The following is a 14,218-nucleotide window of genomic DNA, read 5'->3' as shown; positions in this document are numbered from 1 at the left end:
GCGGGTCTGGGACGACGGTGGCCACGCCGTACTCGGTTCGTACGGGGCGGTCACTGCGGACCGGCGCGCCTGCTGCCAATAATCATGGCGAACGAGAGCACGGGGGCAGTCTGGCACATGACCACCCCCCGTGCTCGAACCGTCTCAGGATGCGAGCACGCGTGCCTCGCTGCCTTCGCCCGCGTCCGCCCTGCCGACCCGGTGCAGATCGATGGTCCGGGTCTCGCGCATCGTGATGTAGACGATCAGCGAGACGGCGGCGCAGCCGGCGACGTACCAGTAGTAGCCGGATTCGATGCCGCCGTCCTTGAACCACAGGGCGACATACTCCGCGGTGCCGCCGAACAGCGCGTTGGCGATGGCGTACGGCAGGGCGACACCCAGCGCCCGGATGCCGGTCGGGAACAGCTCCGCCTTCACACAGGCGTTGATCGAGGTGTAGCCGGTGACGATGACCAGGGCGAGCAGCGAGAGCCCGAGGGCCGGCCAGAAGCTGCCGGCGTGCCTGAGCAACGTCATGATCGGCACGGTCAGGAAGGTCGAGCCGACCGCGAAGGTGATCAGCAGCGGACGGCGGCCGATCCGGTCGGAGAGCTTGCCCGCCAGCGGCTGCAGACACATGAAGAGGAACAGCGCACAGAAGCTCACCAGCGAGGCGGTCGGCTTGGCCAGCCCCGCACTGCCCGAGAGGTACTTGGTGAGGTAGGTCGTGTACGTGTAGTACGCGACCGTGCCGCCCATGGTGAGCGCCATGACGAGGAACGCCTCACGCTTGTGGGCCAGCAGCGCCTTGATGGTGCCGCGCGCCGGGTCGGCGTTGGCGCTGTCGTCCTCGGCGTACACCTCGGTCTCCAGCATGTTGCGGCGCAGATAGAAGACGACCGCGGCGCCCAGCGCACCCACGATGAACGGGATCCGCCAGGCCCAGCTGTGCAGGGCGTCCTCGGACAGGGTGCGCTGCAGCACGATCTGCAGACCGAGACCGACCAACTGCCCCGCGGTCATGGACACGTACTGGAAGCTGGAGGCGAAACCGCGCTGCCCGGGCGCGGAGGCCTCGGTGAGGTAGGTGGCGCTGGCCGCGTACTCCCCGCCGACCGAGAGCCCCTGCAGCATCCGGGCGACGAGCAGCACAGCCACACCGCCGTACCCCGCGACCCCGTAGGTGGGCGCGATGGCGATCAGGATCGCCGAGGCGGACATCAGCGTGACGGTCAGCGTCAGTGCGGCCTTCCGGCCCTTGCGGTCGCCGACCCGGCCGAGCACCCAGCCACCCACCGGGCGCATGAAGAAGCCGACGGCGAAGATCCCCATGGTGTTCATGAGGTTCGCGGTGTCATTCCCCTTCGGGAAGAACGAATCCGCAAAATAGACCGCAAAACTCGCATAAACGAACCAGTCGAACCACTCGACCATGTTGCCGGCCGAGCCGACCCAGATCTTCTTCCATTGCTCTCGTCCCATAGCCGCTCACGGTCGCGGACCGGCAAGCCTTCGGCAAGAGCGCGGTCGGCAACGATCGTGGGTACTTGCGTGCGTTGTGGTCACGGGGGGGGCCGGCCGGCGGCCGGCTCGCGTCAGGTCCGTGGGACGACGGACAGCGACTCGTCCAGGAACTCCCGTATATGGCCGCGTACTTCTTCCCGGTCCGTGCCGGGGAGGCCGACGACGAGCTGGGAGCCGAAGCCGTCGAGGAGGGCGCGGGTGCGGGTGGCGAAGCGTTCGGGGTCGACGGGGCGGAACTCGCCCTTCGAGATGCCCTCGACGAGGAGGGCCACCAGGTCGCGGTGCCAGGCGAGTTCGAGGTCGAGCTGGCGTTCGCGGGTCTCGTCGTCGGCGTTCTGGGAGCGGTTCCACACCTCCAGCCACAGCGTCCAGCGCGGGTCGCGGTGGCCTTCGGGGAGGTAGAGGTCGACCAGGGCGTCCAGCCGTTCGCGGGCGGGGACGCGGCGGGAGAGGGCGGCCCGGCGCTCGGCGCCGAGCTGCTCCTCGCTCCACTGGAGGGTCTGCAGCAGCAGCTCGTCCTTCGTACCGAAGTAGTAGAGGATGTGGCCGCTGCTCATGCCGACCTCGCGGCCCAGACCGGCCATGGTCAGCCGGTCCAGGCCCTCCGCGGCGATGGTCGTCATCGCCGCGGCGAGGACCTGCTCGCGGGGCTGGTTGAGCCGGCGCCGGGGGCGGCGCACGGGACCGGGCACGGGGACCTCCGGGTCGGCTGGACGGGGCCTGTGGGTCAGACCTCGGGCTGCTGCTGGGTGATGCAGTGGATACCGCCACCCGCTGCGAAGATCGTACGGGCGTCCACGAGGGTCACCGTCCGCCCGGGGAAGAGCCGGCGGAAGATCGCGGCCGCCTCCTCGTCACGGGGGTCGTCGAAGCCGCACAGCACCACGCCATCGTTGCAGAGGTAGTGGTTGATGTAGGAGTAGTCGACCGGCTCGCCGTCCTCCTCGATGACGGTCGGCGCGGGCACCTCCACGACCTCCAGCCGGCGGCCCTTGGCGTCGGTGGCGGCGCGCAGCAGCTTGGCGATCTCGTTGCAGATGGCGTGGTCGGGGTGGTCGGGGTCGGGCTGGGTGTGGACGAGCACGGTGCCGGGGCGGGCGAAGGCGGCGACGATGTCGACATGGCCGCGGGTGCCGAACCGGCCGTAGTCGGCGGCCAGGCCGCGCGGCAGCCAGATCGCCTTGGTGGTGCCGAGGTGGGCGTGGATCTCGGCCTCGACGTCCTCCTGCGTACGGCCGGGGTTACGGCCCGGGTCGAGCTGCACGGTCTCGGTGAGCAGGACGGTGCCCTCGCCGTCGACGTGGATGCCGCCGCCCTCGTTGACGAGGGGGGTGGCGTAGCGGCGGGCGCCGGCCAGTCCGCAGACCTGCTCGGCGATCTTCTCGTCGAGGTCCCAGCAGGCCCACTCCTGGGCGCCCCAGCCGTTGAACACCCAGTCGGCGGCGGCGAGCCGGCCGTTGCCGTCGGTGAGGAAGGTGGGACCGATGTCGCGCATCCAGGCGTCGTTCAGGGGCCGTTCGACGAGGTCGATGCCGTCGCCGAGGAGGGCGCGGGCGCCCTCGGACTGCCCCGGTCCGGCGACGACGGTGACCGGCTCGAAGCGGCGGACCGCGCGGGCGACGGCGGCCCAGGCACGGCGGGCCTCGGCCAGCGTCTCGCCGCCCTCCGCGCCGAAGGTGAAGTTGGGGCCGGGCCAGGCCATCCAGGTGCGCTCGTGGCGGGCCCACTCCGGGGGCATGCGGAAGCCGTCGGCGACAGGGGTGTTCATGCGGGGGTCCTCACGGGTTCGCGGTGACGGTGGTGGGCCCGTCACGGGGTGTCGGTGGCGGGGCGCGGTGCGGGCTACAGGAAGTAGAGCCGGGACAGCGAGACGGTGTCGGCCGGTTCCGAGCGCATCGGGTCGCCGTCGAGGGTGACCAGGCCGCTGTGCCCGTCGACCTGTACCTGTCCGACCCGGGAGTTGTGGACGAGGTTGCCGGGGCCGATGCCGCGGGTGCCGCGGACGGCGACCCGGCGGCGGCGGGTGGGCATCCCGTCACCGCCCTGTTCGGCGGCGGCGCGCGCGACAAAGGCGACGGAGATCTCGGCCGGGGTCGCCCCGTACGCGCCGAACTGCGGGCCGAGCACCAGGGGTTCACAGGTGTCGGTGGCGGCGTTCGGGTCGCCGGTGACGCCGTAGGCGGGGAAGCCGGACTTCAGCACCAGCTGCGGCTTGGCGCCGAAGTACTGCGGCTTCCACAGCACGATGTCGGCCATCTTGCCGACCTCGATCGACCCGATCTCGTGCGAGAGCCCGTGGGCGATGGCGGGGTTGAGGGTGAGCTTGGCGACGTAGCGCAGTACCCGCGCGTTGTCGTCGTGCGGTCCGTCGCCCTCAAGGGGCCCGAGTTCGGCCTTCATCTTGCCCGCCATCGCGAAGGTACGGCGTACGGTCTCGCCCGCGCGGCCCATGCCCTGGGCGTCGGACGAGGTGATGCCGATCGCCCCGAGGTCGTGCAGCACGTCCTCGGCGCCCATCGTGCCGGCCCGGATGCGGTCGCGGGCCATGGCGGCGTCGCCCGGCAGATCGGTCTTCAGGTCGTGGACCGAGACGATCATGCCGTAGTGCTCGGCGACCGCGTCCCGCCCGAAGGGGAGGGTGGGGTTGGTGGAGGAGCCGATGACGTTGGGGACGCCGGCCATCTTGAGGACGTTGGGGACATGGCCGCCGCCGCAGCCCTCGATGTGGAAGGCGTGGATGGTGCGGCCGTCCAGGACGCGCAGGGTGTCGTCGACGGTGAGGCATTCGTTGAGGCCGTCGCTGTGCAGGGCGACCTGGACGTCGTGGTCCTCGGCGACGCGCAGTGCGGTGTCCAGGGCACGGGCGTGCGCGCCCATGTCCTCGTGCACCTTGAATCCGCAGGCGCCGCCCTCGGCGAGCGCCTCGACCAACGGGGCGTCGCCCGACGAGGAACCACGGCCGAGGAAGCCGATGTTGACCGGCCAGGCGTCGAACGCGCTGAAGGCATGCCCCAGCGCCCAGGGGGAGTTGACGCCGACGCCCCAGACCGGCCCGAATTCCTGGCCGATGATCGTGGTCACGCCGGAGGCCAGCGAGGCTTCCATGACGCGCGGCGAGAGCAGATGGACATGGGTGTCGACGGCGCCCGCGGTGGCGATCATGCCCTCGCCGGAGACGATCGAGGTGCCGGTGCCGACGACGACATCGACGCCGTCGAGGGTGTCGGGGTTGCCCGCCCGCCCGATGGCGTGGATACGGCCCTGACGGATGCCGATGGACACCTTGCGGATGCCCTGGACGGCGTCGATGACCAGCACGTTGCTGATCACCACATCGCAGGTCTCGCGGACCGCGGCGGCCTTGAGGTGCAGCCCGTCCCTGGCGGTCTTGCCGAAGCCGGCCAGGAACTCGTCGCCGTGCTTCTGGGCGTCGGACTCGACCCGGACGACCAGGCCCGAGTCGCCGAGGACGACCCGGTCGCCGGCCCGCGGGCCGTGCACCGACGCGTACTCGTGGGGGTCGATGCTCCCGGTCATACCTGCTCCTCCGCTCCCAGATAGCCGCAGGCGGCGGCCCGCCGCAGCGCTTCCCGCTTCGCGCCCGGTGCGTCCAGCGGGCCGTCCACCAGACCGGCGAAGCCGATCGCGATCCGGTCGCCGCCGATCGGGACCAGACCCACTTCCGAGGCGCCACCGGGCTCGAACCGCACCGACGAGCCGGCCGGGACGCACAGCCGCATGCCGTACCCGGCAGCCCGGTCGAAGTCCAGCCGGGGGTTGGCCTCGAAGAAGTGGAAGTGCGAGGTGACGCTGATGGGCACCGTCGCGGCGTTGCGCACGGTCAGGCGGACCGTGGGCACGGGCTCCGGGTCGGCCGGGCCGGGGAGCACCGCGCCGGGCGCGGGCGTCGCGTCGCTCCCGGCGGCCGGGGGTCGGGCGCCGATCGGCTCGGTGACCACCGCGAGCCGGGAGCCGTCGTCGAAGACGGCCTCCACATGCACCTCGGTGACGACCTCGGCCACGCCCGGCAGCACATCGTCCGGGCCGAGCACGCCGCGTGCCGCCTCGATGGCCTGAGCGAGGCGGCGCCCGTCCCGCGCCGCCTCGCAGACTGTGTCCGCGATCAACGCGGTCGCCTCGGGCACATTCAGCTTCAGTCCGCGGGCCCGGCGCGTCCGCGCCAGCTCGGCCGCGCCGAACAGCAGCAGCCGGTCGCGTTCCGTCGGGGTCAACCGCATCCCGCCACTCCTCCAGGTCGATTAGAGCGTCACTCTAACCACGAAAATGGTCAGAGGGAAAGCATTGACCGATGGCATGAGGATGAGCGACATTGAGCGCTGCTCTAAATATGCGGCAAATAGAGTGCCGCTCTAAATGATCTCGACAGCGTGAGCGCCGTGCGGCGCGCACCGCCCACAGCGCGGAGCACTGCACCCGGAGCGCTGCTCACACACTGTTGTCCGGCCTCTCAGGGGAGCCCTCATGCCGATCGAACAACGCGGAGTCGACACCATCCCGGACGAGGAACGCACCAGCGGCCCTCGCGACCTGATCTCGATCCTGCTCGGGTCGAACCTCGCCCTCGGCGTGGTGATCTTCGGCTGGCTCCCGGTCTCCTTCGGGCTCGGCTTCTGGCCCTCGGTGACCTCCCTGGTGGCGGGCACCGCCGTCGGCACCCTGCTGACCGCCCCGCTCGCGCTGGTCTCGCTGCGCAGCGCCACCAACCTGTCCACGAGCAGCGGCGCCCACTTCGGCGTGCGCGGCCGGCTCATCGGCTCGGTCATCGGCCTGCTGCTGTCGCTGGGCTACACCGCGCTGACGCTGTGGGTCGGCGGCGACGCGGTCGTCGGCTGTCTGCACCGCCTGACCGGGCTGCCGTCGAGCGGTCCAACGTACGCGCTGGTCTACGCCCTGCTGGCGGGCGCCACCGCGGTCGGCGCGGTCTACGGCTACCGGGCGCTGCTGCGGCTGAGCAAAGTGCTCGCCCTCGGCCTGACCGCCCTGCTGGCCGTCGGTATCGTCGCGTACGCGGGCACCTTCACCACCGCCGCGCCGCACGGCAGCAGCTATCTGCTCGGAGGCTTCTGGCAGACCTGGCTGCTGGCCGCCGTCTCCGCGGGCCTCAGCGGCCCCATCGCGTTCATCACCCTGCTCGGCGACTACAGCCGCTACATCTCCCCGCACCGGCACAGCTCCCGGAAGGTCTTCGGCGCCACCTGTCTGGGACTGGTGGTCGGACTCCTGGTGCCGCAGCTCTTCGGCACGTTCACCGCGCTCGCCGTCGGCGCGGGCGCGGACTACGCGGGCCCGCTGGTGGCCGGCGCCCCGTTCTGGTACCTGGCGCTGCTGTTGCTCAACGCCTCGGCCGGTTCGGTCGGCAACTCCGGTCTGATGCTCTACAGCATGGGCCTCGACCTGGACGCGATCCTGCCGCGGGCCACCCGCACCCAGGCCACCTACGTCGTCGCCGCGCTCTCGACCGCGCTGGTCTACGCCGGTCACTTCCTGTGGGCCGCGCAGGACGCGATGACCTCCTTCGTCCTGCTGATGACGGCCGTCGGCACACCTTGGGCGGTGATCACCGTGATCGGCTTCATCCGCTGCCGCGGCGCGTACGACCCGGAGTCTCTGCAGGTCTACAACCGGGGCACGCGTGGCGGCGTGTACTGGTACCGGGCGGGCTGGAACGTCCGGGCCGCCGTCGCCTGGGCACTGGGCTCGGTGGTCGGCCTGATGGGCGTGGACACGCCGTTCTACCAGGGGCCGCTGCTGCCCCTGACCGGCGGCATCGACGTCAGCTTCCTGCTCGCGGCGGCCGTGGGCGGGCTCGCCTACCTGGCCCTCATCGCCCGGGACCCGCGCCCGGTCTCGGCACTGCGCGCCGTACCGCCCGCTCCCCCGGCCGCCGCCGCAAAGGCCCCGGCGGAGGCCGGCTGAGCCGGTCCGGACACGACTGAGGCCGCCCCCGTCGCAATGCGGGGGCGGCCTCAGTCCTGTGCCGGGAAGCCCGGATCAGCCCAGCGGGTGCATCCAGCCGTGCTGGTCCTCGGCGATACCGCGCTGGACGTCGAGGAGCGCGTCGCGCAGCTTCAGCGTGACCTTGCCGGGCTCACCGCCGGACTGGATCCACTCGCCGCCCGCGCTCTTGACCGTGCCGACCGGGGTGATCACGGCGGCCGTGCCGCAGGCGAAGACCTCGGTGAGCGTGCCGTTCTCCGTGTCGGTCTTCCACTGGTGGATGGAGACCCGGGCCTCCTCCGACTCGTAGCCCAGGTCGCGGGCCACCGACAGCAGGGAGTCACGGGTGACACCGGCGAGAAGGGAGCCGGTCAGCGTGGGAGTGACGATCTTGTCGCCGTACACGAAGTACAGGTTCATGCCGCCGAGCTCCTCGACCCACTTGTGCTCCACGGCGTCCAGGTAGGCGACCTGGTCACAGCCGTGCGCCGCGGCCTCGGCCTGCGCGAGCAGCGACGCGGCGTAGTTGCCGCCGGTCTTGGCGTCGCCCATACCGCCGGGGACGGCGCGCACCCGGTCCTCGGACAGCCAGATGGAGACGGGCTTGACGCCACCGGCGAAGTACGCGCCGGCCGGCGAGGCGATGACCACGAAGAGGTACTCGTTGGCGGGCTTCACGCCCAGGCCGACCTCGGTCGCGATCATGAAGGGCCGCAGGTAGAGCGACTCCTCGCCGCCATGGGCCGGCACCCAGTCCTTGTCCTGCCCGACGAGCAGGTCGCACGCCTCGATGAAGGTCTCGACGGGCAGCTCCGGCATGGCCAGACGGCGCGCGGAGGCCTGGAAGCGCCGGGCGTTGGCGTCCGGGCGGAACGTGGCGACGGAGCCGTCGGGCTGCCGGTAGGCCTTGAGGCCCTCGAAGATCTCCTGCGCGTAGTGCAGGACGTTGGTCGCCGGGTCGAGGGAGAGCGGCCCGTACGGCACGAGCTGGCCGTCGTGCCAGCCACGGCCCTCCGTCCACTTGATCGTCACCATGTGGTCGGTGAAGTGGCGGCCGAAGCCGGGGGCGGCCAGGATCTGCTCCCGCTCCGCGTCGGAGAGCGGATGCGAGGAGGGCTTGAGCTCGATCGTGGGCGTCGTCATGAATGCATGTCCTTCACTGCGTGTTCCGAGACCTGGGGCACCTCCCAGCGCTGGGAGGAACGTCACCGGCCCAGCCCTCCGGCCGGGGGTAGGGGGGTCGGCCCCCACCATGCGGCACCGGTGCGGTTTGTGGCGACCGCGCACGATTTCCTGGACGTACCGGTCGTTACGGGGACGTCCGAGTTTCCTCGCGGGCGGCGATGCCACGTCCGATTATCGCCCGTGGGTCTTCGCCGCCGGAACCGAGTACGCGGTCCGCGTCCGATGGTCGCACCCACCGGCCGGTAATCCCAGAGCGGACCAACGCGGACAGCGCCGGGCCTGGAGTGGCCCGGCGCTGTCCGTGGTGCTGTGTGCCGGCCTCAGCCCGCTACTCGTGCGACGAGCGCGTCGCCGATCTCGTCCGTGCTGCGCGCCGTGCCGTCCCGGGCCTCCAGGTCGGCCGCGACGGCCTCCTCGATGCGGGCGGCCTGCTGCTCGAAGCCGAGGTGGCGCAGGAGCAGGGCCACGGAGAGGATCGTCGCCGTCGGGTCGGCCTTGCCGGTGCCCGCGATGTCGGGAGCGGAGCCGTGCACCGGCTCGAACATCGAGGGGAACTCGCCGGTCGGGTTGATGTTCCCGGAGGCGGCCAGGCCGATACCGCCGGTGACGGCCGCGGCGAGGTCGGTGAGGATGTCACCGAAGAGGTTGTCGGTGACGATCACGTCGAACCGCTCGGGCTGGGTGACGAAGAAGATCGTCGCGGCATCGACATGCAGGTAGTCGGTGGTGACCTCGGGGTACTCCTGGCCGACCTTGTCGAAGATGTTCTTCCACATGTGGCCCGCGTACACCAGGACATTGTTCTTGTGCACCAGCGTCAGCTTCTTGCGCGGGCGGGCGTTGGCCCGCGCGTACGCGTCGCGGACCACGCGCTCGACACCGTAGGCGGTGTTGAGGCTGACCTCGGTGGCGACCTCGGCGGGGGTGCCGGTGCGCAGGCTGCCGCCGTTGCCGGTGTACGGGCCCTCGGTGCCCTCGCGGACGACGAGGAAGTCGATGTCGGGGCGGCCGGCGAGCGGCGTGGCGGTGTTCGGGAAGAGCTTCGACGGGCGCAGGTTCACGAAGTGGTCGAAGGCGAAGCGCAGCTTGAGCAGCAGCCCGCGCTCCAGCACACCGGAGGGTACGGAGGGGTCGCCGATCGCGCCGAGCAGGAGCGCGTCGTGCTGCTTGAGCGACTCCAGCTCCTCGTCCGGCAGGGTCTCACCGGTCGCATGCCATCGCCGGGCACCGAGGTCGTACTCCTTGGTTTCCAGCTTGACGTCCTGCGGGAGGACCGCGGTCAGGACCTTCAGGCCCTGGGCCACGACTTCCTGGCCGATACCGTCACCGGGGATCACTGCGAGGCGAATGCTGCGAGACATGGTTGGACCCTACTCTCCGTCCCATTGATTGACACGTAACGTCCGTCATACGGACACGTGGGGAGCCGGTCAGCTGCCGTTCACCCCATGTCCCCGCCGCGGTCGGGTCGTGCTGCGAAATTCGGCGGCATGACTGGAAACACCCGAGGGACCACCCCCCAGCCCTCGCACACCCCGCGCGTCGGCATACCGGAGCAGCTGGCGGCCCGGATGAGCATGCCCGAGCAGCACGACTACCTCCGTACGAAGCTGAGCCGCCGCGGTCTGCTGCGCACCTCGGCCGCGACCGCGGGGGTGGTCGCGGGCTCCGGTCTGCTGGCCGGTTCGGCCCAGGGCGTCTCCCCCACCCTGCTGACCGCGCCCGCCGCGGCCCGTGTCGACGGTGCGCTGGTCGCCCCGTTCGGCCGCCACCTGGCCTTCGGCGCGGACCCCAAGAGCCAGATGCGGGTGAGCTGGCAGGTGCCGTTCACGGTCCGCCGGCCGTATCTGCGGGTGGGCCTCAAGCCGTGGGACCTGGGGCGCAAGATCGAGGCCGAGGTACGCGATCTGCACACCCCGTCGCTGTCCGCGAAGCTGCCGGCCGTGCAGCAGTACTACCTGCACGCCGCGCTGGACGGCCTGCGCCCGGGAACGACGTACTACTACGGCGTCGGCCACGACGGCTTCGACCCGGCCGACCCACGCCACTTCTCCACCGTCGGCACCTTCCGCACCGCCCCGGCCCGGCCCGGGAAGTTCGTCTTCACCGCCTTCGGTGACCAGGGCGTCAGCTACCACGCCCTCGCCAACGACCAGTTGATCCTGGGGCAGGACCCGTCCTTCCACCTGCACGCGGGCGACATCTGCTACGCGGACCCGGACGGCGAGGGCTCCGAGCACGACACCTACGACGCCCGGGTCTGGGACCAATTCCTCGCGCAGACCGAGTCGGTGGCCAAGTCCGTGCCGTGGATGGTGACCACCGGCAACCACGACATGGAGGCCTGGTACTCCCCCAACGGCTACGGCGGCCAGAACGCCCGCTGGACGCTGCCCGGGAACGGCCCGGACGCCAAGAACGCCCCCGGCGTCTACTCGTTCACCTACGGCAACACCGCGGTCGTCGCCCTGGACGCCAACGACATCTCGTACGAGATCCCCGCCAACCAGGGCTACACCGGCGGCAGGCAGACCCGTTGGCTGGACCGCAGGCTGGCGGAGCTGCGTGCCACCGAGGGCATCGACTTCCTCGTGGTCTTCTTCCACCACTGCGCCTTCTCCACCACCAACTCGCACGCTTCCGACGGCGCGGTGCGCGACACGTGGCTGCCGCTGTTCGAGAAGCACCAGGTGGACCTCGTCATCAACGGCCACAACCACGTCTACGAGCGGACCGATGCCCTCAGGGGCGGCCGGGTCAGCAAGAAGATGCCGATCGGCGAGAGCGTCGACACCACCCGCGAGGGCATCGTGTACGTGACCGCCGGCGGCGCCGGCCGGGCCCTCTACGACTTCCCCGCGCCCGACAGCTACGAGGGGCACGTCAAGGACGTCGACCACGTCGACACGTACCACTGGACCAAGGGCCAGGTGAAGAACAAGGACACCGTGGAGTGGTCCCGGGTCCGCTACACCGGCTACTCCTTCATCGCCGTCGAGGTCTCGCCGGGCCGCCACCCGCGGATGAAGGTCACCGCCCTCGCCGAATCCGGCGAGCGCATCGACCACTTCGAGGTGACCCGCTCGCCCGTGCAGTGAGACAGGGGAGAGCGTCCGCAGGGGCGCCCGGGATCCGGGCGCCCCACACGCTCAGGAGAGAAAGAGCCAACGGGCCACGGACAGCCGGATCCGCCAGCAGCAGCGGCAGGACATCGACGACAGCACCGACCCGGATCGCGCGCGCATCATCTCAGTGCCCGGTGGAGCCGCCGTTGTCACGGCGGTCGAGGGCACGCTGGAGAGCGGCCGCGGCGTTCCTGCGGTCGGCGTCGCTGGTCGTACGGGCGGAGTGACGGGTCCTGCGGACGGCAGTCTCAGCCATGATTCACGTCTCCTATGCCAGAGCCCCGAGAACAAATGGGATGCGTCGATCCAGAAGCGGCCGGAAGGGGCGGGAGCCACGGCGCGACAGGGGTCACCTGCGCGTGCACCGGGCCACATCCGCATTCGCTCGATGGAGCGATACGTTCGGCTCCTACAAAGCTAGGACAGCTCGGCCGTGATGTCTGCACAATTACTTGGGCTTCCTACTATCTGAGACGGCGAGCGTGCTCTCGAACGTGTGATCCCCGGATATGCGCCGGTCACGGGCATCCCGGCGCTCCCTGGCGTGGCGGTGTCGCTCGGCCCGCCAGGCCGATTCCGCCCACACCTCGGAGAAGGGGCTACACCATGACCGAGGTCGGCCTGGATGTCCCCTGATACAACGCCGACGGCCCGGCCCCCGGGGAGAGGGGCCGGGCCGTCGGTGTACGCGCGGGCGTCAGCCCATGTGCGGGTAGCGGTAGTCCGTCGGCGGGACCAGGGTCTCCTTGATGGAGCGGGTGGAGGTCCAGCGCATCAGGTTCTGCTTGGCGCCGGCCTTGTCGTTGGTGCCGGACGCGCGGCCGCCGCCGAAGGGCTGCTGGCCGACGACGGCGCCGGTCGGCTTGTCGTTGATGTAGAAGTTGCCGGCCGCGAAGCGCAGCAGCTCGCAGGTGCGGGCCGCCTCGGCACGGTCCTGGGCGATGACACAACCGGTCAGGCCGTACGCCGAGGCGGACTCCATCTGGGTGAGCATCGCGTCGTAGTCGGCGTCGTCGTAGACGTGGACGCCGAGGATCGGGCCGAAGTACTCGTCCTTGAAGATCTCGTTATCCGGGTCGGTGGAGACCAGGACCGTCGGGCGGACGAAGTAGCCCTCGCTGTCGTCGTACGTACCGCCGGCCACGACCTCGACGGTCGGGTCGGCCTTGGCGCGGTCGATCGCCGCCTTGTTCTTGGCGAACGAGCGCTCGTCGATGACGGCGGACATGAAGTTCGACAGGTCCGAGACGTCACCCACGGACAGGGCGTCGACCTCGGCCGCGAACTCCTCCTTGAGGCCGCTGTTCCACAGCGAGGCCGGGACGTACGCGCGGGAGGCCGCGGAGCACTTCTGGCCCTGGAACTCGAAGGCGCCGCGGGTCATGGCGGTCTTCAGCACGGCACGGTCGGCCGAGGGGTGGGCGACGATGAAGTCCTTGCCACCGGTCTCGCCGACGAGCCGGGGGTAGGTCTTGTAGTTCTCGATGTTCATGCCGACCGTCTTCCACAGGTACTGGAAGGTCTTGGTCGAACCGGTGAAGTGGATGCCCGCCAGGTCGGGGTGGGTCAGCGCCACCTCGGAGACGTCCTTGCCGTCGCCGGTGACGAGGTTGATGACGCCCTTGGGCAGCCCGGCCTCCTCCAGCAGCTGCATCAGCAGCACGGCGGCGTAGGTCTGCGTCGGGGACGGCTTCCAGACCACGACGTTGCCCATGAGGGCGGGCGCGGTCGGGAGGTTGCCGGCGATCGCGGTGAAGTTGAACGGCGTGATCGCGTAGACGAAGCCTTCGAGGGGGCGGTGGTCCGAGCGGTTCCACACGCCCGGGGAGTTCGCCGGGGGCTGCTCCGCGAGGATCTGGCGCGCGAAGTGCACATTGAAGCGCCAGAAGTCGATGAGCTCACAGGGGGTGTCGATCTCGGCCTGCTGGGCGGTCTTGGACTGGCCGAGCATGGTGGCGGCGGCCATCGTCTCGCGCCAGGGACCGGAGAGCAGGTCGGCGGCCTTGAGGATGATCGCGGCGCGGTCGTCGAAGGACAGCGCACGCCAGGCCGGGGCGGCGGCCAGCGCGGCGTCGACCGCGTCCTGGGCGTCCTTGACCGTGGCGTTGGCGTACGTACCGAGCCGGGAGGCGTGGTGGTGCGGCTGCACGACGTCGAAACGCTCGCCGCCGCCCATCCGGTGCGCGCCGCCGATGGTCATCGGCAGCTCGATCGGGTTGTCGGCCAGCTCCTTGAGCTTGGCCTCCAGACGGGAACGCTCCGGGCTGCCGGGGGCGTAGGTGTGGACCGGCTCGTTCACCGGCACGGGGACCTGGGTCACAGCGTCCATAGCGGCCGTGTCTCCTTCGATTTCGCTCGTCGGTTTTCGTACGTCGGTGGTGCGGCCGCGGCCGCTTGGGGTGGGCGGCTGCGGGCGGCACCGTCCGGGAGGCACCCCGGGCTTC

The 14,218-nt window shown here is 70.6% G+C and carries 11 protein-coding genes; 2 read left to right on the top strand and 9 right to left on the bottom strand.

The window, feature by feature from the left end; all coding sequences use genetic code 11:
* Nucleotides 1–144 precede the first annotated feature (144 nt).
* The 5 genes from ACGFWI_RS19305 to ureA all read right to left on the bottom strand — a co-directional run bounded on the left by ACGFWI_RS19305 (nucleotide 145) and on the right by ureA (nucleotide 5,744).
* Entirely contained in the window at nucleotides 145–1,464 is a 1,320-nt protein-coding gene (locus ACGFWI_RS19305; RefSeq protein ID WP_393907174.1) for an MFS transporter, read from the bottom strand.
* Nucleotides 1,465–1,577: 113 nt separating this feature from the next.
* Nucleotides 1,578–2,198 (bottom strand): TetR/AcrR family transcriptional regulator, encoded by a 621-nt coding sequence (locus ACGFWI_RS19300; protein WP_393907173.1) that lies wholly within the window; start codon nucleotides 2,196–2,198, stop codon nucleotides 1,578–1,580.
* 35 nt (nucleotides 2,199–2,233) lie between these two features.
* On the bottom strand, nucleotides 2,234–3,274 hold the full coding sequence (locus ACGFWI_RS19295; RefSeq protein ID WP_393907172.1) for an agmatine/peptidylarginine deiminase: 1,041 nt from the start codon (nucleotides 3,272–3,274) through the stop codon (nucleotides 2,234–2,236).
* Between the two features lie 74 nt (nucleotides 3,275–3,348).
* Nucleotides 3,349–5,043, bottom strand: a complete 1,695-nt coding sequence (locus ACGFWI_RS19290) for an urease subunit alpha (protein WP_393907171.1) — start codon at nucleotides 5,041–5,043, stop codon at nucleotides 3,349–3,351.
* Nucleotides 5,040–5,744 carry an urease subunit gamma gene (ureA, locus tag ACGFWI_RS19285; protein ID WP_393907170.1) on the bottom strand — a complete coding sequence of 235 codons (705 nt, stop codon included), beginning with the start codon at nucleotides 5,742–5,744 and terminating at the stop codon, nucleotides 5,040–5,042. Before ureA ends, ACGFWI_RS19290 begins: the two co-directional genes overlap by 4 nt.
* A gap of 244 nt (nucleotides 5,745–5,988) precedes the next feature.
* Between ureA and ACGFWI_RS19280 the strand changes: the two genes are divergently transcribed.
* Entirely contained in the window at nucleotides 5,989–7,443 is a 1,455-nt protein-coding gene (locus ACGFWI_RS19280; protein WP_393907169.1) for a cytosine permease, read from the top strand.
* 75 nt (nucleotides 7,444–7,518) lie between these two features.
* Here ACGFWI_RS19280 and ACGFWI_RS19275 read toward each other — a convergent pair whose 3' ends face one another.
* Both ACGFWI_RS19275 and ACGFWI_RS19270 read right to left on the bottom strand, forming a co-directional pair.
* Nucleotides 7,519–8,607, bottom strand: a complete 1,089-nt coding sequence (locus ACGFWI_RS19275; RefSeq protein WP_393907168.1) for a branched-chain amino acid aminotransferase — start codon at nucleotides 8,605–8,607, stop codon at nucleotides 7,519–7,521.
* A 362-nt stretch (nucleotides 8,608–8,969) separates the two neighbouring features.
* Nucleotides 8,970–10,010 carry a 3-isopropylmalate dehydrogenase gene (locus tag ACGFWI_RS19270; protein ID WP_393907167.1) on the bottom strand — a complete coding sequence of 347 codons (1,041 nt, stop codon included), beginning with the start codon at nucleotides 10,008–10,010 and terminating at the stop codon, nucleotides 8,970–8,972.
* A 129-nt stretch (nucleotides 10,011–10,139) separates the two neighbouring features.
* Between ACGFWI_RS19270 and ACGFWI_RS19265 the strand changes: the two genes are divergently transcribed.
* Entirely contained in the window at nucleotides 10,140–11,747 is a 1,608-nt protein-coding gene (locus ACGFWI_RS19265; protein WP_393907166.1) for a fibronectin type III domain-containing protein, read from the top strand.
* Nucleotides 11,748–11,898: 151 nt separating this feature from the next.
* Here ACGFWI_RS19265 and ACGFWI_RS19260 read toward each other — a convergent pair whose 3' ends face one another.
* Both ACGFWI_RS19260 and pruA read right to left on the bottom strand, forming a co-directional pair.
* The gene (locus ACGFWI_RS19260) at nucleotides 11,899–12,030 is read right to left on the bottom strand and encodes a hypothetical protein (RefSeq protein ID WP_088800221.1); all 132 of its coding nucleotides are present in this window, start codon (nucleotides 12,028–12,030) and stop codon (nucleotides 11,899–11,901) included.
* A gap of 441 nt (nucleotides 12,031–12,471) precedes the next feature.
* On the bottom strand, nucleotides 12,472–14,103 hold the full coding sequence (pruA, locus tag ACGFWI_RS19255; protein WP_393907165.1) for an L-glutamate gamma-semialdehyde dehydrogenase: 1,632 nt from the start codon (nucleotides 14,101–14,103) through the stop codon (nucleotides 12,472–12,474).
* Nucleotides 14,104–14,218 lie beyond the last annotated feature (115 nt).

The organism is Streptomyces sp. NPDC048434 (assembly GCF_043200375.1).
GTDB lineage: Bacteria > Actinomycetota > Actinomycetes > Streptomycetales > Streptomycetaceae > Streptomyces.
Note: the sequence above shows the minus strand (reverse complement) of the source record. Positions and strands in the feature narration are given on the sequence as shown.